This window comes from Mesorhizobium sp. C372A (assembly GCF_030323245.1).
In the GTDB taxonomy this organism is placed as follows: Bacteria; Pseudomonadota; Alphaproteobacteria; order Rhizobiales; family Rhizobiaceae; genus Mesorhizobium.
In genome coordinates this window covers 4,490,362-4,514,563 of record NZ_CP100475.1, presented here as the reverse complement: position 1 = coordinate 4,514,563, position 24,202 = coordinate 4,490,362, and the positions used below count along the sequence as shown (strand labels likewise).

At 62.2% G+C, this 24,202-nt stretch carries 21 protein-coding genes and 1 pseudogene; 14 read left to right on the top strand and 8 right to left on the bottom strand.

Annotated features, from left to right (window positions below; translation table 11 throughout):
• Positions 1-13: 13 nt before the first annotated feature.
• The 3 genes from rpiA to gor all read left to right on the top strand — a co-directional run bounded on the left by rpiA (position 14) and on the right by gor (position 2,865).
• Positions 14-745, top strand: coding sequence for a ribose-5-phosphate isomerase RpiA (gene rpiA / locus NLY42_RS21650; protein ID WP_023755264.1), 732 nt, complete (start codon positions 14-16; stop codon positions 743-745).
• Positions 732-1,349: a DUF2059 domain-containing protein gene (locus NLY42_RS21645; RefSeq protein WP_023668979.1), complete on the top strand. Its 618-nt coding sequence runs from the start codon at positions 732-734 to the stop codon at positions 1,347-1,349. The genes rpiA and NLY42_RS21645 overlap by 14 nt, the downstream gene beginning before the upstream one ends.
• Before the next feature lie 124 nt (positions 1,350-1,473).
• Complete coding sequence (gor, locus tag NLY42_RS21640; protein ID WP_023691326.1) at positions 1,474-2,865, top strand: glutathione-disulfide reductase; 1,392 nt, start codon at positions 1,474-1,476, stop codon at positions 2,863-2,865.
• A gap of 74 nt (positions 2,866-2,939) precedes the next feature.
• Here gor and mgtE read toward each other — a convergent pair.
• Both mgtE and NLY42_RS21630 read right to left on the bottom strand, forming a co-directional pair.
• Positions 2,940-3,893, bottom strand: a pseudogene (gene mgtE, locus NLY42_RS21635) (magnesium transporter); the annotation flags it as partial.
• A 372-nt stretch (positions 3,894-4,265) separates the two neighbouring features.
• Positions 4,266-6,152 (bottom strand): ABC transporter ATP-binding protein/permease, encoded by a 1,887-nt coding sequence (locus tag NLY42_RS21630; protein ID WP_023696128.1) that lies wholly within the window; start codon positions 6,150-6,152, stop codon positions 4,266-4,268.
• A 631-nt stretch (positions 6,153-6,783) separates the two neighbouring features.
• On the opposite strand from NLY42_RS21630, the gene NLY42_RS21625 reads away from it, so the two are divergent.
• On the top strand, positions 6,784-7,191 hold the full coding sequence (locus NLY42_RS21625; protein ID WP_196814090.1) for a hypothetical protein: 408 nt from the start codon (positions 6,784-6,786) through the stop codon (positions 7,189-7,191).
• 126 nt (positions 7,192-7,317) lie between these two features.
• Here NLY42_RS21625 and NLY42_RS21620 read toward each other — a convergent pair whose 3' ends face one another.
• Together NLY42_RS21620 and NLY42_RS21615 are read right to left on the bottom strand one after the other, a co-directional pair.
• Positions 7,318-7,998: a DsbA family oxidoreductase gene (locus NLY42_RS21620; protein ID WP_023755261.1), complete on the bottom strand. Its 681-nt coding sequence runs from the start codon at positions 7,996-7,998 to the stop codon at positions 7,318-7,320.
• 49 nt (positions 7,999-8,047) lie between these two features.
• Positions 8,048-9,868 carry an extracellular solute-binding protein gene (locus tag NLY42_RS21615; protein WP_023726575.1) on the bottom strand — a complete coding sequence of 607 codons (1,821 nt, stop codon included), beginning with the start codon at positions 9,866-9,868 and terminating at the stop codon, positions 8,048-8,050.
• Positions 9,869-10,128: 260 nt separating this feature from the next.
• Between NLY42_RS21615 and NLY42_RS21610 the strand changes: the two genes are divergently transcribed.
• A complete protein-coding gene (locus tag NLY42_RS21610; RefSeq protein ID WP_023668972.1) occupies positions 10,129-10,752 on the top strand; it encodes an invasion associated locus B family protein in 624 nt (207 codons plus the stop codon).
• 81 nt (positions 10,753-10,833) lie between these two features.
• Here the strand turns inward: NLY42_RS21610 and hspQ are convergent, their stop codons facing one another.
• A complete protein-coding gene (gene hspQ / locus NLY42_RS21605; protein ID WP_023668971.1) occupies positions 10,834-11,157 on the bottom strand; it encodes a heat shock protein HspQ in 324 nt (107 codons plus the stop codon).
• 224 nt (positions 11,158-11,381) lie between these two features.
• Here hspQ and NLY42_RS21600 point away from each other — a divergent pair, with 224 nt between their 5' ends.
• On the top strand, positions 11,382-12,344 hold the full coding sequence (locus tag NLY42_RS21600; RefSeq protein ID WP_023741221.1) for an AEC family transporter: 963 nt from the start codon (positions 11,382-11,384) through the stop codon (positions 12,342-12,344).
• Here NLY42_RS21600 and NLY42_RS21595 read toward each other — a convergent pair.
• On the bottom strand, positions 12,321-13,532 hold the full coding sequence (locus tag NLY42_RS21595) for a UbiH/UbiF family hydroxylase (RefSeq protein WP_023755260.1): 1,212 nt from the start codon (positions 13,530-13,532) through the stop codon (positions 12,321-12,323). The genes NLY42_RS21600 and NLY42_RS21595 overlap by 24 nt on opposite strands.
• Positions 13,533-13,627: 95 nt before the next feature.
• Here NLY42_RS21595 and NLY42_RS21590 point away from each other — a divergent pair, with 95 nt between their 5' ends.
• The 8 genes from NLY42_RS21590 (at position 13,628) to NLY42_RS21555 (ending at position 21,920) form a co-directional block, all read left to right on the top strand.
• A complete protein-coding gene (locus NLY42_RS21590; RefSeq protein WP_023755259.1) occupies positions 13,628-14,515 on the top strand; it encodes a DUF2182 domain-containing protein in 888 nt (295 codons plus the stop codon).
• A gap of 14 nt (positions 14,516-14,529) precedes the next feature.
• Entirely contained in the window at positions 14,530-15,144 is a 615-nt protein-coding gene (locus NLY42_RS21585; RefSeq protein ID WP_023755258.1) for a DUF1326 domain-containing protein, read from the top strand.
• Positions 15,141-15,971, top strand: coding sequence for a phosphatidylcholine synthase (gene pcsA, locus NLY42_RS21580; RefSeq protein WP_023682522.1), 831 nt, complete (start codon positions 15,141-15,143; stop codon positions 15,969-15,971). Before NLY42_RS21585 ends, pcsA begins: the two co-directional genes overlap by 4 nt.
• 18 nt (positions 15,972-15,989) lie before the next feature.
• A complete protein-coding gene (locus NLY42_RS21575) occupies positions 15,990-16,967 on the top strand; it encodes a quinone oxidoreductase family protein (protein WP_023730588.1) in 978 nt (325 codons plus the stop codon).
• A 216-nt stretch (positions 16,968-17,183) separates the two neighbouring features.
• The gene (locus tag NLY42_RS21570; RefSeq protein ID WP_023755257.1) at positions 17,184-18,761 is read left to right on the top strand and encodes an ABC transporter ATP-binding protein; all 1,578 of its coding nucleotides are present in this window, start codon (positions 17,184-17,186) and stop codon (positions 18,759-18,761) included.
• The gene (locus NLY42_RS21565) at positions 18,758-19,882 is read left to right on the top strand and encodes an ABC transporter permease (RefSeq protein ID WP_031193354.1); all 1,125 of its coding nucleotides are present in this window, start codon (positions 18,758-18,760) and stop codon (positions 19,880-19,882) included. The genes NLY42_RS21570 and NLY42_RS21565 overlap by 4 nt, the downstream gene beginning before the upstream one ends.
• Positions 19,882-20,802, top strand: coding sequence for an ABC transporter permease (locus NLY42_RS21560; protein WP_023682526.1), 921 nt, complete (start codon positions 19,882-19,884; stop codon positions 20,800-20,802). The genes NLY42_RS21565 and NLY42_RS21560 overlap by 1 nt, the downstream gene beginning before the upstream one ends.
• Before the next feature lie 50 nt (positions 20,803-20,852).
• Complete coding sequence (locus NLY42_RS21555; protein ID WP_023682527.1) at positions 20,853-21,920, top strand: BMP family ABC transporter substrate-binding protein; 1,068 nt, start codon at positions 20,853-20,855, stop codon at positions 21,918-21,920.
• 139 nt (positions 21,921-22,059) lie between these two features.
• Here NLY42_RS21555 and rimO read toward each other — a convergent pair whose 3' ends face one another.
• Positions 22,060-23,373, bottom strand: a complete 1,314-nt coding sequence (rimO, locus tag NLY42_RS21550) for a 30S ribosomal protein S12 methylthiotransferase RimO (RefSeq protein WP_023691314.1) — start codon at positions 23,371-23,373, stop codon at positions 22,060-22,062.
• 139 nt (positions 23,374-23,512) lie between these two features.
• The gene (locus NLY42_RS21545) at positions 23,513-24,172 is read right to left on the bottom strand and encodes a TerC family protein (protein ID WP_023668959.1); all 660 of its coding nucleotides are present in this window, start codon (positions 24,170-24,172) and stop codon (positions 23,513-23,515) included.
• Between the last annotated feature and the right edge of the window lie 30 nt (positions 24,173-24,202).

The window sequence follows — 24,202 nt, the reverse complement described above, 5'->3', positions numbered from 1 at the left end:
CCCCGGGGCGAGCATGGATGCGAGGCAGTTGAAGGTCGAGGCCGCGCGGGCTGCCCTTGCCCATGTCAGTGACGGCATGCGCATCGGCATCGGCACCGGGACGACGGCCGACGAATTCGTGCGGCTGCTGGCCGAAAAGATCGCCACCGGCTTGTCCGTCATCGGCGTGTCGACGTCGGAGCGCACTGCAGCCCTTTGCCGCGAACTCGGCGTGCCGCTGTCGACGCTTGAGGAAACGCCCGAGCTCGACCTCACCGTCGACGGCGCCGACGAGATCGACGCGGCGCTGACGCTGATCAAAGGCGGCGGCGGCGCGCTGCTGCGCGAAAAGATCGTCGCGGCGGCATCTCAGCGCATGATCGTCATTGCCGATCGCTCGAAGATGGTCGACACCCTTGGCCAGTTTCCGTTGCCGATCGAAGTCAACCAATTTGGCCTGCGCGCCACTGAAATCGCGGTCGCGGCAGCGGCCAAAAGTCTCGGCCTTTCCGGCCCGGTTACATTGAGGATGACGGGGGGCCAGCCTTTTGTTACAGACGGCGGCCATTTTATCCTCGATGCATCTTTTGGCCGCATTCCGGATACAAGAGCGCTTTCGAATGCTCTCCATGCCATTCCTGGTGTGGTCGAGCATGGTCTTTTCATCGGGCTGGCGTCAGCGGCCATCATCGCCGGCGGCGACGGCATCCAAACCGTCCATGCCGCCCGAAAACCAGGGAGTTCTACCGATCATGATGTTGCATAACCGGGTTCGCAATCTTTGCGCCGTTCTGGCGGCTTCGGCCGTTTTCGCCTTCTCCTCCCCGGCGTTCTCGCAGGAGATCACGGAATCGCATCTGAAGGCAGCACGGGCGGCGGTCACGGCAATCCACGCGACCGACTCGTTCGACAACATCCTGCCGCAAGCGGCGGCCTCGCTCGAGCAGCAGCTTATCCAGAAGAACCCTGATATGCAGGAGCTGATCGGCAAGACCGTCAGCGAAAAGGCACTGGCGCTGGCCTCGCGCCGTGCCGATCTGGAGAAGGAAGCAGCGCTCGCCTATGCCAAGGTGTTCTCCGAGAAGGATCTCACCGACATCGCCGCCTTCTACAATTCCGATGCCGGCAAGAAGCTGCTCGACAACGGCCCCAACGTGACGCGCGAACTGGTCAAGGCCGCCGACATCTGGCAGAACGGCCTGGCGCGCGATCTCGCCCAGCAGGTCGGCGAAACGCTGGCAGCCGCCGCGAAGGCCGCTGCTCCGGCCGCGCCTGCGCCGGATAACGCAACTGCCCCCGCCGATGGCGCTGCACCTGCCGACGGCGATGCGCCCGCAGACGGTGACCAGCCGGAAGCGCCGAAGAACTAAGACGTCTGATTTCGCCACCGGCATCCTTGCCGCTGGACCAGAAAGCCCGGTGGAAACCGGGCTTTTCTTTTGGCTTCATGCAGCCTACCTGTCTCAAACATTTCTTGGGGCAAGGAACAGCAGCATGGCCGGTTACGACTACGATCTCTTCGTCATCGGCGGCGGCTCCGGCGGGGTGAGGGCGGCGCGCGTGGCGGCAGCGCTCGGCAAGCGTGTCGGCATCGCCGAGGAATACCGCTATGGCGGCACCTGCGTCATCCGTGGCTGCGTGCCGAAAAAACTCTATGTCTATGCCTCGCAATTTCCCGAGCATTTTGCCGACGCCGCCGGCTATGGCTGGACGGTGCCGGAGGCGAGCTTCGACTGGCCGACGCTGGTCGCCAACAAGGACCGCGAGATTGCCCGTCTGGAAGCGATCTACGAAAAGAACGTGAAAGGCGCCGGCGGCGAGACGTTCCACTCGCGCGCCATGCTGGTCGACCCGCATGTCGTGCATCTCCTGGGCGATGACCGCACCGTCACCGCCGACCAGATCCTGATCGCCACCGGCGGCCGGCCGGCGCCGCACCCGGCGCTGCCCGGTCACGAGCATTGCATCTTTTCCAATGAGGTTTTCGACCTCAAGCAACTGCCGAAGGCGATCATGATCGAGGGCGGAGGCTACATCGCCGTCGAATTCGCCAATATCTTCCATGGCTTGGGCGTCGACACCACGCTGGTCTATCGCGGCAAGGAGATACTGTCGCGCTTCGACATGGACCTGCGGCACATGCTGCACGAAACCATGGAAAAGAAGGGGATCAAGATCCTCTGCCACGCCGTGTCGGAATGGGTCCGCAAACGGCCGGACGGCAGGCTGGATGCGTTGGTCACCGGCGGCAAGGTGCTGACGATCGACCAGGTCATGCTCGCCATCGGCCGCCTCCCAAACACCGAGAATATGGGCCTGGAAGGCGTCGGTATCGAGCTCGGCATAACCGGCGCCATCGTTGTCGACCAGTATTCCCGCACCAACATCGACAACATCTGGGCGATCGGCGACGTCACCAACCGCGTGCAGTTGACGCCTGTGGCGATCCACGAAGCCATGTGCTTCATCGAGACCGCATTCAAGGGCAATCCGACCGCGCCCGACCACGACACCATTCCGACCGCCGTCTTCTCACAGCCGGAGATCGGCACCGTCGGGCTGTCCGAGGACGATGCCGTCAAGCGCTACTCCGATATCGAAATCTACCGCGCCACATTCCGGCCGATGCGGCACACGCTGTCGGGCCGCGACGAAAAGATGCTGACGAAGCTGGTGGTCGATGGCGCCACGCGAAAAGTGCTCGGCGCGCACATCCTCGGGCCGGACGCCGGCGAGATGGCGCAGTTGCTCGGCATTCCGCTGAAGGCCGGCGTCACCAAGGATGATTTCGACCGCACCATGGCCGTCCACCCGACGGCAGCGGAGGAACTGGTCACCATGTACAAGCCCACCTACCGCGTGAAGAACGGCGTGCGGGTCGATTGACGCCCGCGCGCTCGATCTTGAAGAACCCCCCATGGCAGCCGCTGTTGCCACCGCGATGGGAGGCCTGAAGCTTATTACAACAAAGTGCCGCGCAGGATGACCAGCGCCACCGAGAAATAGAGGCCGGTGACATCGACCAGCGTGGCGACGAACGGCGCCGAGGCGCTCGCCGGATCGAAGCCGATCCGTTTCAGCGCGAACGGCAGCATCGACCCCGACAGCGAGCCGAAGGTGACGATGCCGACGAGTGCTGCCCCCACGGTCGCCGCGATCAGCGGCCAATGCGGCCCATAATCGTAGAAGCCCATATATTGCCAGAGCGCGATGCGGCAGATGCCGACCACGCCAAGCATGGCGCCGAGCACGAAGCCGGTGGGCAATTCGCGCAACGCCACCCGCCACCAGTCGCGAAGGCCGATCTCGCGCAGCGCCAGCGCGCGAATGACGAGCGAGGTCGCCTGCGAACCGGAATTGCCGCCCGAGCTCATGATCAGCGGGATGAACAGAGTGAGCACGATCGCTTTTTGCAGTTCGCCTTCATAGCTTTGCATGGCATTGGCGGTCAGCATCTCCGAGATGAACAGCGCGCACAGCCAGCCGCCGCGCTTCTTGATCATCGCGAGAAAGCTCATCTTCATGTAGGGCTCGTCGAGCGCCTCCATGCCGCCGAAACGATGCGCGTCCTCGGTCGTCTCCTCGATCATGGTGTCGATGATGTCGTCGATGGTGACGATGCCGAGGATCTTGCCGTGGTCGACGACGGGAACCGCGAGCAGGTCATATTTGGAGATCGTCTGCGCCAGTGTCTCGCGATCGGTCAGCGGCGTCACCGTCACCGGGGCGCGATCCGGCGCCACCGACAGGATCGGATCGTCCGGCTCGCCGGTGATCAGCCGGCGCAGGCCGGTCGAGCGCACCAGCACATGCGTGTCTGGATCGACGATGTAGATGGCGTAGACGGTCTCCCGCGTCCGCTCCACCTTGCGGATGTAGTCGAGCGTGCGCCCGACGGACCAGTCCGACGGCACCATCGGCGACGTGATCATTGGCAAGGATACGCGCGATAGCGACGGCATCGTCGCCCGCTACGACGGGGGTAAATTCGTTCATGGCTCACTCCTTGCCGTCCGGCGGGACGTGAGCCGTTAGAGGTCACATCGAGGCGGACGGCGGTTGCGTTCGACTACTGTCGCCAGGCATGGCGCGGTGACCTTTCTGCTCGCGGGTTCGAGTTGGAATTCAGCGAGCGGGCGCAACATAGGAGCGCATCTTGGCGAGTCAATCGCGGGGGTGGCGGAAAACAGCCGGGAGCCGGCCCAATCGCGAGACTGTGATGATTATTGAAGGGGGAGGGAGCGAGTGCCCCGCCGCCAGTGGCGGAACGCGCTTCGGCGTGGCTGCTATTTCTGCTTCAGCCGGCGTGAAAAACGCATCCATTTGTCCTCGACCGGCCGCGGCTGCGTAAGGATGGTGGTGAGCTCGCGCGGAAGGTTCGGAACAAGCGGCCTCTTGGTGGCGACGCCGTCGGCGATCGCGACCACGCTATGGTAGAATTCCTCGCCCGAGGCCGAACGTGGCGGCACCGCCTCATGCATGATGCTGATCACCGTGACATCGGGACAGTTGTCCTTGATGGCCTGGTGGAAGGCGATCTTGCCATCCGGATCGAGCGCGCCGGTCGCTTCGTCGAGGAACAACAGTCCCGGTTGCTGCAGCACGATGCGGGCCACAACCAGCTTCTGCTTCTGGCCGCCGGACAGCAGCTGGTCCCAGATCTTTCCCTCGCGGCTTTCATCGGCCATGTGTTCGATGAAATCGCCAAGGCCGGCCTTGTGCAGGGCTGCCGCGACCTGCGCATCGCCATAGTCGTCCTCGGAGCCGGGCAGGCACACCAGCTGCTTCAGCGACACCAGCTGCAGCTTGACCTCCTGTGCGGCATAGAAGCTCCTCACACCGTCAGGGAAGACGATGGTGCCGCGGCCATAAGGCCACAAGCCGTTGATCGCCTTGATCAGCGAAGTCTTGCCGCAGCCGGATTCGCCCTTGAGGAATGCCCACTCGCCGCGCCGAAAGCGCAGATTGGCTGCGCTCAGGAACGGCGTGGCGTCTTCACCCTGATGCGCCAGTTCAAGCTTCTGGATGGTCAGGCCGAAGACCGGGTTCTGGCTGGCATAGTGGAAATCGGAACGGCCGGTCTGGCTGTAGAATTCCTGCGGCTGTTGGACGTTTTCAATGGCGTGCGCCAATTCAATGACGCGCTGGCTGTTGGCCCGCAAGGTGGCGAGACTCGGCATGACATGGATGAACCAGGAACATTTGCTGATCAGCGCGTTGACCTGCTCGGAACCGGTTATGTAGCCCTTGAGGTCGACGCCGTTGTGGATGAACGGCACCAGACCAGGTCCGTAGGCGACAACTTTGGCCCCGACGAAATTATAGACCGATTCGAATCCCGCATAGAGGGTGTTGACGATGTTGAGCTTCGACCAGGTGGTATCGATATCGAGATAGAGCCGTCCATGTATCGTCTTTTGCACGTCTTCGCCTTGCGACGCCGACACATGGAAACTGCGGCGCAACAAGGTGATCAGCTCGCTGCGATAGGTGCCTTCGGCCTTCTGCATCCTGACATTGAGCCACTCCAGCATTCCGCCGAGTTTGATCGCGATCCAGGTATTGACGGGCACATAGATGGCAACCGCCAGCAGAGCGAGGACGGCGCTGCCATAGCTGCCGAGGGCATCCAGGCCTTTTACCTCCACGGAATTCGCCAGCAAAGCGCCGCCGACAAAATAAAGTGAGGTGAAGACGCCGAAGACACCTTGGGCAAGCCCGATGGCGCCGCCCGCCATGTCTTTGATGGATTCCTGCACGCGCTGATCGATGTTGTCGGGCGCTGGCGCATCTGGCGAGCCATTCTGAGCGTGGTAGTGAGTATGGTTGGTATCAAGCAGCGCCGCATTGAAACGCGCGTTCAACCAGGCGCGCCATTTGCGATGCAATGTCGCCGATACAAATTTGCAGGCGCCTATGATTCCCATGTCCTTGAACACGACCAGCAGCACAAGCAGGCCGGCATTGGTAAGCACTGATTCAAGGGGCGTGGTATTCGCGGCGTCGTGGAAAAAAGCGATTGAGGCTGCCAGTTCGCCCGCCAACACGGTAAACCAGACGTCGGCCTTGCTCGACAGGGCTATGATGAGTGCGAGGACGACGGTGAGAGCCCAGGCCTCTCTCCACCGGTCCGAGAACCAGTAGGCCCGCATCAGTCCCCAGAAGGTCCGCATCGACGATACTGGCGTCAGGGGCGACGGCCCGGCGGGGGCGTCGCGGTTCCAAAGTGCCGATATTGAACGTCGCGGTCTGTCGACCCGAATCACAATCCCGCCCAAACCTTTTTAGTTTTGTTACGGATAGTAACACCAATTGATCATTTTCTATGAATTTTATCCCGGCGAATGTGAAGCAGCCCACCCGCCGTTGCCATGAGGCAACAGTTGGTGCTGCGAGACCGCCGTCTTTGGGCCGAATTTGTCCTTTGTTTCAATGTGTTGCGAGAACGCTCAGATGTGCGAATATATTCCCTGAGGGAAGGCTCATACACGGCTTTGTGACCAAAAGGCCTGCCCGTCGGCCGGTTTTCCCACCGCGCGCTAACCGGATCGCCCGAAAAATTGCCGTCCGTGATCGCCCCAGGCCGCCCGAATCATTTCACCGGCCATCATGGTTGGGCACGCAAGATCGTCGCTCCTGCACGGCGACTGCTCATGAGTTGGCCCACGCTTTTTAGCTGCAGCTCAACACCGTTTGACAATCAAGCGCACTGGAATGAACCTTGCCGGGCACTGTCGGCACCGATGCATGTCCGGTCCCCAACAAGGAAGCTCCCCAATGCTTGCACGCGCAGCCGTTCCCGCAATGGTGACGCTCTTTGCCTGGCTGCCTCTTGCGCATGCCGTCAGCCAGACCATTCCGGCAAGCGCCGAAGGGCAAATCGAGTTCAATGCTCCGTCCGGCAACATCGGCTGCATCTACACGCCGAAGGGCGGCACCAGCACCTACGAACCACAGGATGGCGGTCCGGAACTGAGCTGTTCGCGCGTCGAGCCCAGCTACGTCACCGTGATCCTTGGGCCGAACGGCCCGGCGACGTTGATCAAGAATCCGGGCGAGCAGGGCTGCTGCAGCGATGTGGCGAAGCTGGCTTACGGAAGCAGCTGGAGCAAAGGGCCGTTTACCTGCCAGTCGTCAACCAAGGGACTGACCTGCACGGGCAGCAACGGCCACGGATTCTTCCTCAGCAAAGCCAAGGTGACGGTGAAATAACCCGAGCATGATCCCGAAAAGTGGTTGCCGGTTTTCTCGGACAAACGGGAAACCGTTTTGTCCAGAGATCATGCTCAAACAAGGAGATAGAGCCCCATCCCGATTTCCATCGGGATGGAACAGGCTCTAGCCGGCCTTTTCCAGCTCGCCCTTGGCCTTTGCAGCCGCGACCTGGCGGATGGCATCCGTCAGCGTGTCGGGGTCCTGCGCGCCCATGACGGCGTATTTGCCTTCGAGCAGGAAACACGGCACGCCGGTGATCCCCATCCGCGATGCCGTGGCGATTTCTGTGCGCACCTCCTCGACGTCGGCATCGGTCGGCAACAGCGTTTCGACCACGGCAGCGTCCATGCCTGCCTCGCGGGCGGCATCGACCAGCACGGCGTGGTCGCCAATATTGCCGCCTTCCTCGAAATACAGCTGGAACAGCCGGCGCACGAGCCGGTTCTGCACGGCTTCACCGGCGGCACCGGCCCAGCGGATGACACGATGCGCGTCCAGCGTGTTGGCGGCCACCTTGATGGCGTCGAAAGCGAAATCGATGCCTTCGGCTTCGCCGAGCGGCTCTATGCGGGCATGCATCTGACGGATGCGCTCGTCGCTGCCGAATTTGGCCAGCATGTATTCGCGCCGGTCCTTGCCCTCGGGCGGGATGGTCGGGTCGAGCTGGAACGGCCGCCAGCGCACATGAACCTCAACGTCGCCGGCAGCGGCAATCGCTTTATCCAGCCGCTTCTGGCCGACGAAGCACCAGGGGCAGACGACGTCGGAAACCACGTCGACGGTAATGGAATTGTCATCGCTCATCTTGATCTCCTGCAGCCGAACGTTTCAGCGAGACCGATCTCGGCCACGCTCAGTTCGGCTTGCGCCACCAGGTCGGCCATTGATAACCGAATATGGGCGTCTTTTTGGGATGGTCCAGGTAATTCCAATAAGCGAGCCATTGCTGCGCGTTGTACTGCATCGGCACCATGTAATTGCCGGAGATCAGCAATCGGTCGAGCACGCGCACGGCGGCGACATAGTCTTCCTTGGTCCGTGCTCTCAGCATCGCGTCGATCGCCGCGTCGACCGCCGGATCGGCGACGCCGGCCAGATTGAATGAACCTTCTCTTTTGGCCTCTGAAGAACCCCAGCGAAGGTTCTGCTCCATACCGGGAGACAGCGAGTTGCTGAACCCGCTCGACCCGACAAGAACCTCAAAGTCGAAACGCTGCTTGCGCGACTGGATCTGGTCGGCCTCGAGGCTGCGGATGGTCACCGCGATGCCGATCTTTTCCAGCGAGCGCTGATAGATGGCGGCAAAGCGTTCCTCGTCCTGCGAGGCCGTCAGGATCTCGAAACCGAACGGGTTTCCCTTTGGGTCCAGCAGGACCCCGTCCTTGACGGTGTAGCCCTGGCTCTTCAGCAGGTCGAACGCCACCTTCAGCACCTTACGGTCCTGGCCGGTGCCGTCATTCACCGGCGGGCGCCAGCTGCCGTCCATGACATCGGCCGGCACGCGGCCGGGGTAGGGCGCCAGCAGCGCCTTTTCCCTGTCGCTGGCGGGATGGCCGAGCGCGGAAAGTTCGGAATTCTGCCAGTAGCTCATCGTGCGCGTGTACTTACCGCCGAACAGGTTCTTGTTGGCCCATTCGAAGTCGTAGAGCATGCCGAGCGCGCGCCGCACCTCCGGATTGGAAAACTTCTCCAGCCGCGTGTTGAACAGGAACCCGGTCACCACGGGCGGTATGCCGGTGTCGAAGGTCTCGGCGATCACCTCGCCGCGATGAAAGGCGGGAAAATCGATATCGCGCTCGCGCTTGACCGGATCGCCCTCATCGTAAATGGCGCAGATGCCTTTCTTGAACGCTTCCGTCTTGGCATTGGCGTTGAGGAAGTACTCGATGGTGATCTGGTCGTAGTTGTCGAAGCCGCGCTTGGAAGGGATGTCCTTGCCCCAGTAATTCGGATTGCGCTTGAAGACGATGCGCTGTCCCGGCTGCACCTTGTCGATGGTGTAGGGACCGCTGCCGATCACCGGCTTCAGCGTCGTCTTGTCGAAGGTATCCTTGTTGAAGGCGTGCTTTGGGATGATCGGCGTCAGCGCGATGATCAAGGGGGTCTCGCGATTGGCCTTGTCGTTGAAGGTGAAGCGCACGCTGTGATCGCCGGTCTTTTCGAGCTTGGCGATCAGGCTCATGCGATCCCTGTAGGGCGGGCGGCCTTTGTCGGTGAAGACATCGTAGGTGAACAGCACGTCATCCGGCGTCACCGGCTCACCGTCCGACCACTTCGCATTTGGATTAAGGTGGAATTCGATCGATTTGCGCTCCAGGTCCATATCGGCGCTGTCTGCGAGCAGGCCATAGAGGGTGAAGGCCTCGTCGTAGTTGCGCATCATCAACGGCTCGAAGACGAGATTGCCGAAAATGAGGTCCTGCATGCCGCGCGCCGTGGTGCGCAGGCTCTTCAGGATGAACGGGTTCAGATTGTCGAAGCTGCCGACGACGCAGTAAGTGATGTTGCCGCCCTTGGGCGCATCGGGATTGACGTAGTCGAAATGCTGGTAGTCGGCTGGCAGCGCCGGCTCGCCCTGCATGGCGATGGCATGTTTCGGTTCCGACATCGCCACGCCGGGTGCAAAGGCGAAGAACGAGATTGCGGCGATCAGCCAAACAAGAATGCGGCCCATGACCGTCTCCTTACTGGGCGGCTTGATGATTCGGAGTGCACCCTAACATGGCGCCGCGGCGCTCCGGCCAGATACATTAATCCAAATCGCACGACCCAAATTGCGAGGCCAAGAATTGCAGGCGGCGGGCTGGATTCGGCTGCTCATGCAGTGTAACACGCGCTCCGAAGTCATTCTGTTGCCTCAATTCGGCAACAGGTAGCAGGACCACACGGCGCGAAGAAGCCGGTCCCGGGATCATTTGAGAGGAAATGCACGACATGACGAGCCTGAACAGCAACGCATACCGCCTTTCGGTCCTGGCCGCGGGCGTGGTCGGCTTTCTGGGCGCCGGACTTCCCACCGCTTCGGCACAGCAACAGATTCCGCAGGGTTGGTTCAAGGCCTGCACCAAGCAGGAAGATGTCGACATCTGCAATGTCCAGAACATCATCACTGCCGGCAACGGCCAGTTCGTCACCGGCGTCAGCCTGATCGAGTTGAAGGGCAAGGTAAACCGCAAGGTCTTCCAGGTCACGGTTCCCCCAGGTCGCCTGGTGCCCCCCGGCATCGCCCTGCAAATAGACGCCGGCAAGGCGACGAAGCTGGATTATGTCATTTGCTTCGCCGACCGTTGCGTTGCCGAAGTGCCGCTGACCGACGCGCTCGTCGCTTCCTTCAAGAAGGGACAGGCGATCACGCTGACCTCGATCAACTTCCAGAGTCAGCCAAATCCAATCAAGGTTGCCTTGACCGGCTTCAGCGGCGCCTTTGACGGCGCGCCGCTGCAGCAGTCGGACATCGAGGACCGGCAGAAAAAACTTCAGGATTTCGTCGTCAAGAACAACCAGGACTTCGCCAAGAAGCTCAAGGACGAGCAGGCCAAGGCCAAAGCCGCCAACTAATCGCCGGGACAGATACCGGAGCGACAAAAAGCGGGGTCATGCCCCGCTTTTTTGTTGTCGTCACGTCGATGCAAGGTGATGTCAGTGTCTCGACTGGCGTTTTGGCTCATAGCGTCCGTCGGGCCGCTTGTCGAACATCTCGCCGATCTGTGGATGCCGGACCGGTTCGCCCGATTGATCCTCGAGCAGGTTCTGCTCGGAGACATAGGCGATGTATTCGGTTTCCGAATTCTCGGCGAGCAGATGGTAGAACGGCTGGTCCTTGCGCGGCCGCACGTCGGCCGGGATGGCTTCGTACCATTCGTCGGTGTTGGCGAATTGCGGATCGACATCGAAAATGATGCCGCGGAACGGAAACAGCCGATGACGAACCACCTGTCCGATCGAAAATTTGGCCGTTTTCATCATACTCACCACTAAGCCTCTAGAGCGCCCGGCGTCCCCTCGAATGTGCGAAGAGCGCTCTAAGACTTTGAATTTACACACACCGTGGCCAAAAATCGAGCCCGACTTAGGTCTGGGATCAGGCTTTATTTGGCGCAGATAGCGTGTCAGTTCAATGCCGAAGCGCTTGACGCCTGATGAAGCTACGGGCTAGCCCGGTCCCGGGGTTTCGGGCCAGGGCAAAAATGTCTGACATTGTCGGTCTTGTTCTTCCGTTCTTCGGGCTGATTTTCATCGGCTTTCTGGTCGCGCGCATGACCAGGCAGCCGCTGGAAGCGCTTGGCTGGATGAACACCTTCATCGTCTATGTCGCGCTTCCTGCCCTGTTCTTCCAATTGCTGGCCCGCACGCCGTTCGAACAGTTGACCGAATGGCGCTTCATCTTCGGCTCGGTATTTTCCACCTACACGATCTTCTCGATCATGTTCGTATGGTCGGTGACGGCGTCGCGCGGCGAGATCGCCCAGTCGACGATCAAGGCGCTGGCCGCGGCCTACGGCAATATCGGCTATATGGGGCCGGGGCTGGCGCTGCTCGCCTTCGGCGAACAGGCGGCGGTTCCCGTCGCGCTGATCTTCTGCTTCGAAAATATCATGCATTTCGCCATCGCGCCGATGATGATGGCGCTGTCGGGCGACGACAAGACATCGCCGTGGCGGCTCATCCTCGGCGTAGTCAGGAAAATCGTCCTGCACCCGTTCATCATCGCGACCGCGCTTGGCGTCGGCGCCGCCTATCTCGGCTTTCACCCACCGCAGCCGGTCGATCGCCTGCTCGAATATCTGTCTCGGGCGGCCGCCCCTTGCGCCCTGTTTGCCATGGGCGTGACGCTTGCGCTCCGGCCCCTCAACCGCGTGCCGCATGAGTTGGCGTCGATCGCGGCGCTGAAGCTGATCCTGCATCCATCGCTCTGCTACGTCGTGCTGAGCTGGATCGGGAACTTTTCCGAAATCTGGGTTTTTTCAGCCGTGCTTTTGGCGGCATTACCGACCGCAACCAACGTCTTCGTCATCGCCCAGCAATATGGCGTCTGGGTGCAACGCGCCTCGGCCAGCGTGCTGATCACCACCTGCCTCTCGGTGCTGACGGTGACCGGGCTGCTCTACATGATCCGCCACGGCATCTTACCGCCGGACCTGTTTCCCTGAACCGCCGGTAAGCGCCGCAAAGCCGCTGCCCGGCCTCAAGCCTTCGCGCATGAAAAAGGCGCGCAGCGGCGCGAAACTGCCGAGCACATTGAGGCCGGCGCTGCGTGCCATCTGCGCCGGCAGCATGTCCGAAAGCAGCGACATGTTGAGCAGATTGACCGCGCCGGAACGCGCCAGAATGTCGGGACGGCGCCTGGAATCATAGGCGGCCAGGGCCTTCGCGGCGCCGGGGTCACCGCGATTTTCACCAGCGATTCCAATCAGATCCTCGATGTCCCTGATGCCGAGGTTGAGACCTTGGGCTCCGATCGGCGGGAACACATGTGCAGCCTCGCCGACCAGCGCCACCCGGTTTTGCGCGAAGCGCCCCGGTGATGCCGCTGAAAGCGGGTAAATTTGTCGGCCGGGCTCGACCGACACCCGGCCCAGCATCGACTGCATCTGCTGCTCGACACGCTCGGAAAGCGTCGCGTCATCGAGTGCGGCGAGGTCCTTGGCCGTCTCCGGTTTCACCACCCAGACGAGGCTGGAGCGGTTGCCGGGCAGCGGCACCTGGGTGAACGGCCCGGTCTCTGTGTGGAACTCGGTCGAGGTGAAGCCGTGTTCGCTGCGATGGCCAAAATTCAGCACCAGCGCCGCTTGGCGGTAGGATCGCACCGAAGCCACTATGCCTGCCGCCTCGCGCGCCGGCGACAGGCGCCCATCGGCAGCGACCGCAAGCGCGGCCGAGACTTCGCGACCATCAGTCAAGACGGCATGCGCCTGATCGGCGTCCAGACGCCAACTCTCGACCGTCGACGTCAGCCATTCGATGCCGGGATGCGCCGCGACGGACTTGGCCAGCGTCGGGTTCAGCGCACTGTTGGGCAGGTTGAGCCCGAACTGCTCCTCGCCGATCTCCATGGCGCGAAAAGTCACCACCGGGCTGCGGATCAGCCGGCTGGTCGCATCAACGATGCGCATGACCTTCAGCGGCGCGGCCTTCGGCGCAAGTTCGGCCAGCACGCCCAGCCGATCGAGAACCTTGAGAGCAGGGTTCATCAGCGCCGTGGTCCGGCCATCGGGCCCGCCTGCTTCGGGTCCGACCAGGGTTACCGGAAAGCCCGCCTCGGCGAAACCGAGCGCCGCGATCAGTCCGGCAGGGCCGCTGCCGGCTACCAGTATCCGTGCTGTCTCGCGATGATCCAAATTGGACTTCCAGTTTGCGATGCAGGTGTCTACCCATGGATATAGGTCAGACCATGCGGCTTGATCAACGCGGCGATTAGGCTCATTCGGTTGTCATGACCGGCCAGCAGGACGATTTCAGCCATCTCGACCGCGCCGGCCGCGCCACGGCAAGCCTGGCCCGCAGCCCCCGCCTGACGGTCAACATCGCCATCGCCGGCGGCATTCTGCTCGCCTGGTTCATTCTCGGCGCCATGGCGATCCGCGGCGCCGAAGGCCGGCTCCCCGGCGTACCAGGCGATGTGGTCCTGCGATATCTGCCGCAACTGCCGCTGCCGGATGTCCTCGACCGCTTCTTCGGCATGTGCCTGACGCCCGCACCACTTGATGCTGGCGGCGCACCGGTTCTGGCGCTGATCGTAATGTGGTTTTTGATGGCCGTGGCGAAGATGCTGCCGTCGGCGGCGCCGATGATCCGTACCTATTGTGAAATCGCCGACACCGCCCGCCTCAAGGGCGAGCCGGTGGCCCACCCGCTGGTCCTGGTTGCCGGCTACCTCTCGACATGGCTTGTCGCCTCTATCGGCTTCGCGGTGCTGACGTTGCTCGTCCACGCATTTGCGTCCTCCGCTCGATTGCTCGATCCGGTGAGCGGCCTTGCCGCGGCGGCCGCGCTGCTGGTTGCCGGCCTTTACCAGTTCAGCAGCCTCAAGCAGGCCTGCCTGACAAAATGCCGGAACCCGTTCTCGACACTGTTTTCCAACTGGAGCGCGGAGCCGGGTGGCATCTTCCGGCTAGGGCTGAAGCAGGGCCTGTGGTGCCTCGGCTGCTGCTGGGCGCTGATGCTGGTGATGTTTGCCGTCGGCGCGATGAACGTGTTCTGGATGGCGCTGATCGGCCTGTTCACCTTGATCGAAAAAGAGACCACCGCCAGCCTTCCAACCCGAGTGGCCGGTGCGATACTGCTTGTCTGGGCAGTCGCCCTGCTAGTAGTCTCGGCATGACGGGGGATAATTCCATGGCAGAGCAAGGCTGGGCAATGAAAGGAGAGCTCGTACTCTCCTGCAATTGCACGGTTTTTTGTCCTTGCGTACTGTCGCTTGGCAGCCATCCGCCGACGGAGGGTTATTGCCAGACCTGGGCGGGCTTCCGCATCGACGCAGGCCATTTCGGCGAGGTCGACCTGTCCGGCCTCAATCTCGGTCTGGTCATGGAAATCCCCGGCTACATGAGCCGCGGCAACTGGACCGCAGGCCTGTTCATCGACAAGCAAGCCTCCGTCTATGCGGTGAAAGCGCTGACCAGGATCTTCACCGGGAAGGCCGGCGGAACCACCTCGCTGTTGTCGATCCTTGTCGGCAAGTTCCTCGGTGTCGAGCAGGTGCCGATCACCTACGAGACGCGTGACAAGACCCGTATTTTCCAGATACCGAAGATCATCGACGGGGTGGTCACACCGATTCCCGGCAAGGATCGCGAGAAGGATACCGTGATCGGCAACTCGGAATACTGGATCGCGCCGGAGATCATCGTGGCCAGGTCCGACAAGAGCAAGATGCGGGCTTTCGGCCGCAACTGGAACTTTGCCGGCCGCTCGGCCGAAATCTGCAAACTGGATTGGCGGGGCCCGTGAGCAAGAACACAACGGCCAGAAACGCCGCCAAAAAGATCACCGACCGGATTCCGAGGCCGAAGAAAAAGGTCACCTGGCCGCAGGCGCGGGCATTCTCGGTGCATCTGTTGACCGCGTCTGGCTCGTTCCTGGCCTTCCTGTCTCTGGTGGCGGCAAGCGAGCAACGCTGGACGGCGATGTTCTGGTGGCTGGGGCTGGCGCTGTTCGTCGACGGCATAGACGGGCCGATCGCCCGCAAGCTCGAGGTCAAGGAGATTTTGCCGACCTGGTCGGGCGAACTCCTCGACAACATCATCGACTATGTCACCTACGTGCTGATCCCGGCCTTCGCACTCTACCAGCGCGGCTTCATGGGCGAAGGGCTGTCGTTCCTGTCGGCGGCCATCATCGTGGTGTCCAGCGCCATCTATTATGCCGACACCGGAATGAAGACGAAGGAGAACTTCTTCAAAGGCTTTCCGGTCGTCTGGAACATGGTCGTGTTCACGCTGTTCGTCATCGAGCCCGGACAGTGGGTGTCCTTCGGCGTCGTCGTGGCGGCCGGCATCCTGACCTTCGTGCCGATCAACTTCATCCATCCCGTGCGGGTGGTGCGGCTGCGGCCAATCAATCTTGGCATGACGCTGCTCTGGTGCGCTTTCGGTGCGCTGGCGCTGGCGCAGGCGGCCCTTGCCGCCTTCTACGACCAGATCGGCGTTTTGGGCGAACAGGTCGGCGTCTTTACCAAGGTCGGCATCACCATCACCGGACTTTACCTCGCCTGCATCGGCGGTATCATGCAGTTCTTCCCCAAACTCGGCGCCAAGCCGGACACTAAGAAAGCCTGACCGCAGGAAAGCCCACAAATGTCCAAAGCAATCCGTATCCACGCCCATGGCGGTCCGGAAGTCCTGACCTATGAAGACGCCGATCCGGGACAACCCGGCGCCGGGCAGATCCTGGTCAGGCACACCGCGATCGGCCTCAATTTCATCGATGTCTATCACCGCAATGGCCTCTATCCGCCGCCCGGCGGCTTCCCGCTGATCCCGGGCGGCGAGGCGGCAGGTGTGGTTCTCGAGGTCGGCGCAGGCATCGACTGGCTGAAGCCGGGCGACCGCATCGCCTATGCCGTCAATGTCGGTGCCTATGCCGAACAGCGCATTGTCGCCGCCGACCGCGTGGTCAAGGTACCGGACCGCATCAGCGACGAACAGGCCGCCGGCATGATGCTTAAAGGCATGACGGCGGAGTATCTGTTGCGCCGGACCTTCAAGGTGAAGGCAGGCGACACCATCCTGTTTCATGCCGCCGCCGGCGGCGTCGGGCTGATCCTGGGACAATGGGCAAAACATCTCGGCGCCACCGTCATCGGCACGGCAAGCTCAACCGACAAGATCGAGCTCGCCAAGGCGCATGGCTTCAACCATGTCATCAACTACAAGGAGCAGGATTTCGTCGCCGGGGTCGCCGCCATCACCGGCGGCAAGAAATGTGACGTCGTCTACGATTCGGTCGGCAACGACACATTCCCGGCCTCGCTCGACTGTCTGAAGCCGCTCGGCATGTTCGTCTCTTTCGGTCAGTCCTCTGGACCGATCCCGCCATTTTCGATGTCGCTGCTGGCGCAGAAGGGCTCGCTGTTCGCTACCAGGCCGACTTTGTTCGTCTACAACGCCAAGCGTGAAGACCTCGAAGTCTCCGCCGCGGCATTGTTCGACGTGGTGTTGAGCGGTGCGGTCGAGATCAAGATCAACCAGCGTTATGCGCTGAAGGACGCGGGCAAGGCGCAAGCCGATCTCGAAGGGCGCAAGACCACGGGTACGACAATACTGATCCCCTGACGGAGGTTTGCCTTCCTTTCAGTGCTTTGCCGCGGCGCCCAGGCACTGTTTGCACGAAAAACCGGTCGGTCGGTTTGTTGTGCGAAACGGGCCTATCTTTACCCCTTGAGTTTCCGCTGAAATTCTTGAAGCTCTTTCAAGGTGGGTGCTGCTTTCGCACGAGAGCGGCCAGCGCATACGATGTTGGCGGGAACACAGAACATATCCGGAAACCGGATGGGAGGCACTGTGAGTGCAGATCATGATGGAGCGAACCTGCTTGAGGTTCGTGGCCTGACCAAGATATTCGGCACGCTGACTGCGTGCGATCATATCGACCTCAACATCGCCAAGGGCGAGATCCACGCGCTGCTTGGCGAAAACGGCGCCGGCAAGTCGACGCTGGTCAAGATGCTGTTCGGTTCGCTGGAGCCCAATTCCGGCGAGATATTCTGGAACGGCGAAGCGGTGCGGATCACCAGTCCGGGCATGGCGAAGAAGCTCGGCATCGGCATGGTGTTTCAGCACTTTTCGCTGTTCGAGGCGCTGACCGCGGCCGAGAATATCGCTCTGTCTCTGGATGACGGCTCACCGATCAGCTCGATCGCGGCCAAGGCGAGGGCGCTTTCCTTCAGCTATGGCCTGCCGCTCGATCCGGACTCGCTGGTCGGCGATCTCTCGGTCGGCGAACGCCAGCGCATCGAGATCATCCGCTGCCTGTTGCAGACGCCGCAGCTCATCATCCTCGACGAGCCGACCTCGGTGCTGACGCCGCAGGAAGCCGACAAGCTGTTCGAAACGCTTGAGCGCCTGCGCTCGGAGGGCAAATCCATCCTCTACATTTCGCACCGGCTGGAAGAGGTCAAACGCATCTGCGACCGCGCCACCGTGCTGCGTCACGGCAAGGTCGTCGGCCATTGCAACCCGCGCGAGGAAACGGCTTCGTCGCTGGCCCGCATGATGGTCGGCAACGAGGTGAAGGCCGTGGTGCGCGCACCGGCCGAAGGCATCGAGGCCGCGCAGCCGCTGCTCGAAATCCGCGCCCTCAGCCGCAAGCCGGCAACCCCGTTTTCGATCCCGCTGAAGAATATCAACCTCACTGTGCGCGCCGGCGAGGTGATCGGCATTGCCGGTGTCGCCGGCAACGGCCAGGGCGAGTTCTTCGAATCCGTCTCCGGCGAGGTGCTGCAGCAGGACGCCGCATCCGTGCGCATCCGCGGCAAGGATGCCGGCTCGCTCTCGATCACAGGCCGGCGGCTGATGGGCGCTGCCTTCGTGCCGGAAGAACGCCTCGGCCATGGCGCGGCGCCACGCATGAAGCTTTCGGAAAATCTGCTTCTGTCGCGGCACGCCACCGACGGCAAGGTTTTTGTCGGCGCCGGCGGCGCCGTCAAAAGCGGTGCGGTCTATGCCGCCGCCCAGCGCATCATCGTGGCGATGGATGTGCGCAAGAGCGCGCCCGATCCGGAAGCTGCGGCCCTTTCGGGCGGCAATTTGCAGAAATTCATCGTCGGTCGCGAACTCGACCGCAGCCCTGCCGTCATGGTCGTCAACCAGCCGACCTGGGGCGTCGACGCCGGTGCCGCCGCCCACATCCGCCAGGCGCTGATCGAACTGGCGCGCAGCGGCTCGGCAGTTCTGGTCATCAGCCAGGACCTCGATGAGCTGTTCGAGATTTCGGACGCGATCGCGGTCATGCACAATGGCGAATTGTCCAAACCGCTGCCGATCGCCGAGGCAACTTTCGAAAAGGTCGGTCTGTTGATGGGCGGCGCCGAGCCTGGCCACGCCGAACATGGTCTGGAGACGGCATGATGCGCCTCGAACTCGTCAAACGCCCGCAGCGCTCTATGCTCTTTTCGGCGCTGTCGCCCTTCATCGCCTTCGCCCTAACGATCATCGCCGGCGCGGTTCTGTTCGCGCTGCTCGGCGTCAACCCGCTGAGCGCATTTGAGATCTATTTCATCGAGCCGATCAGCCAGGTCTGGCAGCTGCATGAGCTGGCGATCAAGGCCGCGCCGTTGATCCTGATCGCGGTCGGCCTGTCGGTCTGTTACAAGGCCAACATCTGGAACATCGGCGCTGAGGGACAGTTCATCCTCGGCGGCATTTTCGGCTCGGCCATTCCGGTGCTGTTTCCCGGGTTCGAAGGCCCGCTGGTGCTGCCGCTGATGCTGTTGTTCGGCATGGTCGGCGGTGCCGCCTATGCAGCAATCCCGGCTCTCTTGAAGACGCGCTTCGGCACCAACGAAATCCTGACCAGCCTGATGCTGGTCTATGTCGCCCAGCTTTTCCTCGACTGGCTGGTGCGCGGCCCCTGGCGCGATCCACAGGGCCACGGTTTCCCGCAGACGATCCAGTTCAATGACTCGGCGGTCCTGCCGGAACTGATGCCGGATGCCGGCCGCGCCAATTGGGGTTTTGTCTTCGCGCTTGTTGCAGCCGTGCTGATCTGGGTGCTGATGAGCCGCCTGCTCAAGGGTTTTGAGGTCCGCGTGCTCGGCTCCAGCCCGAGGGCAGGGCGCTTCGCCGGTTTCGGCCTCAACCGCATGGTGTTCTTCGCCTTCCTGCTGTCAGGCGCGCTGGCTGGGCTTGCCGGCATTTCGGAAGTCTCCGGCGCCATCGGCCAGCTCCAGCCGGTGATCTCGCCCGGCTACGGCTTCACCGCCATTATTGTCGCGTTCCTCGGCCGGCTCAATCCGCTCGGCATTGTCGCCGCCGGCCTGGTGCTGGCGTTGACCTATCTCGGCGGCGAGGCGGTGCAGAGCGCGCTCGGCATTTCCGACAAAGTGGCACGCGTGTTCCAGGGCATGCTTTTGTTCTTCGTGCTCGGCTGCGACACGCTCATCCACTATCGCATCCGTCTGGTCGGCATGGCGCTGACGAAAAGCGCGGCGAAGCTTGAAGCCGCGCCGAAGTTGAAGGAAGCCCGCTGATGGACATCGCCGTCAACATCCTTTTGACCATCGCCACGGCGGCGACGCCGCTTTTAATAGCGGCCATCGGCGAACTGGTGGTCGAGCGCTCCGGCGTGCTCAACCTCGGCGTCGAAGGCATGATGATCATGGGCGCCGTCGGCGGCTTCGGAGCCGGCTATCTCACGGGATCGCCCTGGATGGGCCTGTTGGCGGCAATTGCCATGGGCGCGGTGTTCTCGCTGCTGTTTGCGGTGATGACGCTGTCGCTCGCCACCAATCAGGTGGCGACCGGCCTGTCGTTGACGCTGCTCGGCCTCGGCCTTTCCGGCATGATGGGGACCAGCTTCGTCGGCCAGCCCGGCGAGCGGCTGCCAAACCTCTACGTTCCGGTGCTCACCGACATTCCCGTGGTCGGCAGGCTGTTGTTCGGCCAGGACCCGATCTTCTACATCTCGATCGCGCTGACGGCGGCCGTCATGTGGTTCCTGTTCAAGACCCGCACCGGCCTCACTCTGCGCTCGATCGGCGACAGCCACACATCGGCGCATGCGCTCGGCATCAAGGTCATCCGCTACCGCTATCTCGCGGTCATCTTCGGCGGCGCCTGCGCCGGCCTTGCCGGCGGCCATCTGTCGCTGGTCTACACGCCGCAATGGGTGGAGAACATGAGCGCGGGCCGCGGCTGGATCGCGCTGGCGCTGGTCGTCTTCGCCTCCTGGCGGCCGTGGCGCGTGCTCGCCGGCGCCTACATCTTCGGCGCGGTGTGGATCGGCCAGCTTCATGCACAGGCATTTGGCATTCCGGTGCCTTCGCAGCTGCTTTCTTCTCTGCCCTATCTGGCAACCGTCGTGGTTCTCGTTCTAATCTCGCGCAACAAGCGTCTGACGATGATGAACACGCCGGCTTCCTTGGGGCAGCCATTCGTTCCGGATCGTTGACAACAAAAACAAACGGGAAGCTCCAAGGCTAAACTCAGAGAGGTAACACAATGAAAAAACTGCTTATTGCGTTGATGACCACGACGGCCGCCATGTCACTGGCGGCGTCCGCGCAGGCCGCCGACAAGTTGAAGGCATGCTGGGTCTACACCGGCCCGATCGGCGACTTCGGCTATTCCTACCAGCACGACCAGGGCCGCCTCGAGGTGGAAAAGGCGCTCGGCGACAAGGTCGAAACCGCCTATCTCGAGAACGTCTCGGAAGGTCCCGATGCCGACCGCGCTTTCGAGCGTCTGGCGCGCGAAGGCTGCAAGATCATCTTCGGCACCTCTTTCGGCTTCATGGACCCGGAAGTGAAGGTCGCCAAGAAGTTCCCCAAAGTGATGTTCGAGCACGCCACCGGCTACAAGACCGCTGACAATCTCGGCATCTACAATGCGCGCTTCTATGAAGGCCGCTATGTGCTCGGCCAGATCGCCGCCAAGGAATCGAAGGCAGGGGTCGCCGGCTATATCGTTTCCTTCCCGATCCCCGAAGTGGTGATGGGTATCAACTCCTTCATGCTCGGCGCGCAGTCGGTCAACCCGAACTTCAAGGCCAAGATCGTCTGGGTGAACTCCTGGTTCGATCCGGGCAAGGAAGCTGACGCGGCCAAGGCACTGTTCGATCAGGGCGCCGACATCATCGTTCAGCACACCGATTCCACCGCTGCCTTGCAGGTGGCGGAAGAGCGCAAGCTGCACGGCTTCGGCCAGTCCTCCGACATGATCAAGTTCGCGCCGAACGCGCAGCTGACCTCGCTGACGGACGAATGGGGGCCGTACTACATCAGCCGCGTTCAGGCAGCGCTCGACGGCACCTGGAAGCCGGACAATGTCTGGCTCGGCATCAAGGACGGCGCCGTCAAGCTGGCGCCCTTCACCAACATGCCGGACGATGTGAAGGCGATGGCCGAGGCAACCGCCAAGAAAATCGCAGATGGCTGGAACCCCTTCACCGGACCGGTCGCCAAGCAGGACGGCACGCCGTGGCTCAAGGACGGCGAAGTCGCCGACGACGGCACGCTGCTCGGCATGAACTTCTATGTGAAGGGCGTCGACGACAAGTTGCCGCAGTAAATATCGGAAACGCAAAGGAGAAGGGGCGCCGCGCGGCGCCCTTTTTCATTTCGCGGGCTGCACGCTTCGACTGCGAAACCGCGCCGAGGGCTGTGCCAAAAATCCGAGGGCGCCGGGAGGCGCCCTTTTTGGTAATTTTCTAAACCGCCGAGCCGTAAAGGTCGTAGGCGTCGGCGCGGTCGATCTTGACCGTGACGATGTCGCCTTGGCGCAGCGGGCGGCGCGACTGGATATGCACCGAACCGTCGATCTCGGGCGCGTCGTATTTTGTCCGGCCCTTGGCAGACGTGCCATGCGCCTCGTCGATCAGCACCGGCAGGCGCTTGCCGACCTTCTTGGCCAGCTGCGTCGCCGAGATCTTCTGCTGGCGCTGCATGAAGCGATGCCAGCGCGCTTCCTTGATCTCCTGCGGCACCTGTTCGAGGCCGAGATCGTTGGAGCGGGCGCCGCGGACCGGCTCGTATTTAAAGCAGCCGGCGCGATCGATCCTGGCCTCGTCCAGCCAGTCGAGCAGCATCTCGAAATCCTCGTCGGTCTCGCCGGGGAAACCGACGATGAAGGTCGAGCGTATCGCCAGATCCGGGCACACCTCGCGCCAGCCGCGAATGCGCTCCAGCGTCTTTTCGCCATGGGCTGGACGGCGCATGTTCTTCAGCACCTGCGGCGAGGCGTGCTGGAAGGGGATGTCCAGATAGGGAAGGATTTTTCCATCCGCCATTAGCGGGATGACATCGGCGACATGCGGGTAGGGGTAGACATAGTGCATGCGTACCCAGATGCCGAGCTTGCCCAGCTCCTCCGAAAGGTCGAGGAATTTCGCCCGCACTTCGCGGTCGCCGAACATCGACGTCTGGTACTTGATGTCGATGCCGTAGGCGCTGGTGTCCTGCGAGATGACCAGCAGTTCCTTGACGCCGGCCTTGGCCAGCTTCTCGGCCTCGCGCAGCACATCGGCCGCCGGGCGCGAGACGAGGTCGCCGCGCAGTGCCGGAATGATGCAGAAGGTGCAGCGGTTGTTGCAGCCTTCGGAAATCTTGAGATAGGCGTAGTGGCGCGGCGTCAGCTTGACGCCTTGCGGCGGCAGAAGGTCGATATAGGGATCGTGGCTGGGCGGCGCCGCCTCATGCACCGCGGCCATCACGCTCTCATAGGCCTGCGGGCCGGTGATGGCGAGGACGTTGGGGTGCTTCTCTCGGATGACGTCCGGCTCGGCGCCGAGGCAGCCGGTGACGATCACCCGGCCGTTTTCCGAAAGCGCCGAACCAATGGCGTTGAGCGATTCGTCGCGGGCTGAATCGAGAAAGCCGCAGGTGTTGACGACGACAAGGTCGGCGCCGTCATGCTTGCGTGCGATCTCATAGCCTTCGGCGCGCAGGCGCGTGATGATGCGCTCGGAATCCACAAGCGCCTTCGGGCATCCAAGGCTGACGAAACTGACGCGAGGCGCAGACATGAGAAACATTCCGGGTTTTTCGGGATCGGCGGCCAGTACCACACTTATTGCGGCATTGGTATGGGCAGCGGCTGCGGCGAACGCGACCACTGCCTCCGGCAGATACCCGTAATATACAGAAGCTGTAGGACCGGCAGCGTCAGCTCACCACAGGACTGACATGCGGCCAGACCTCGACAACGCCGCGATAGACCATATCGATCGCGACGTAGAGAATGATCAGCAGGCCGACATAAGCGATCCAGCGGTGGCGGTGCAGCAGCTTGGCAATGAAGCTCGCGGCCAAGCCCATCAAGGCGATCGACAGCACCAGGCCTATGACAAGCACCGGAAAATGATCGCGCGCCGCACCGGCGACCGCCAGCACATTGTCCAGCGACATCGAAACATCGGCGACGACGATCTGCAGGGCCGCCTGGCCGAGCGTCTTGCGCGGCGCCTTGCCACCTACCGTTCTGTCGCTGTTGAGGTCGGAATCGGAGAGCGCCTCGGTCGCCTCGAACTCGTCGGCATGCGACGTCCGCAGCTCGCGCCACATCTTCCAGCACACCCACAACAAAAGGATGCCGCCGGCCAGCAGCAGGCCGACAATGGCAAGAAGCTTGACGGTGACGGCGGCAAACAGGATGCGCAGCACAGTCGCCGCCAACACGCCGATCAGGATGGCTTTCTTGCGCTGCTCGACCGGCAGGCCGGCGGCGGCAAGGCCGATGACGATGGCATTGTCGCCGGCAAGCACCAGATCGATGGCGATGACCTGGAGGAGGGCCGTCATGCTTGCAGCGCTGAAAATGTCCATCGACCGGAGCCCCTTGCTGTATCGGCGTGT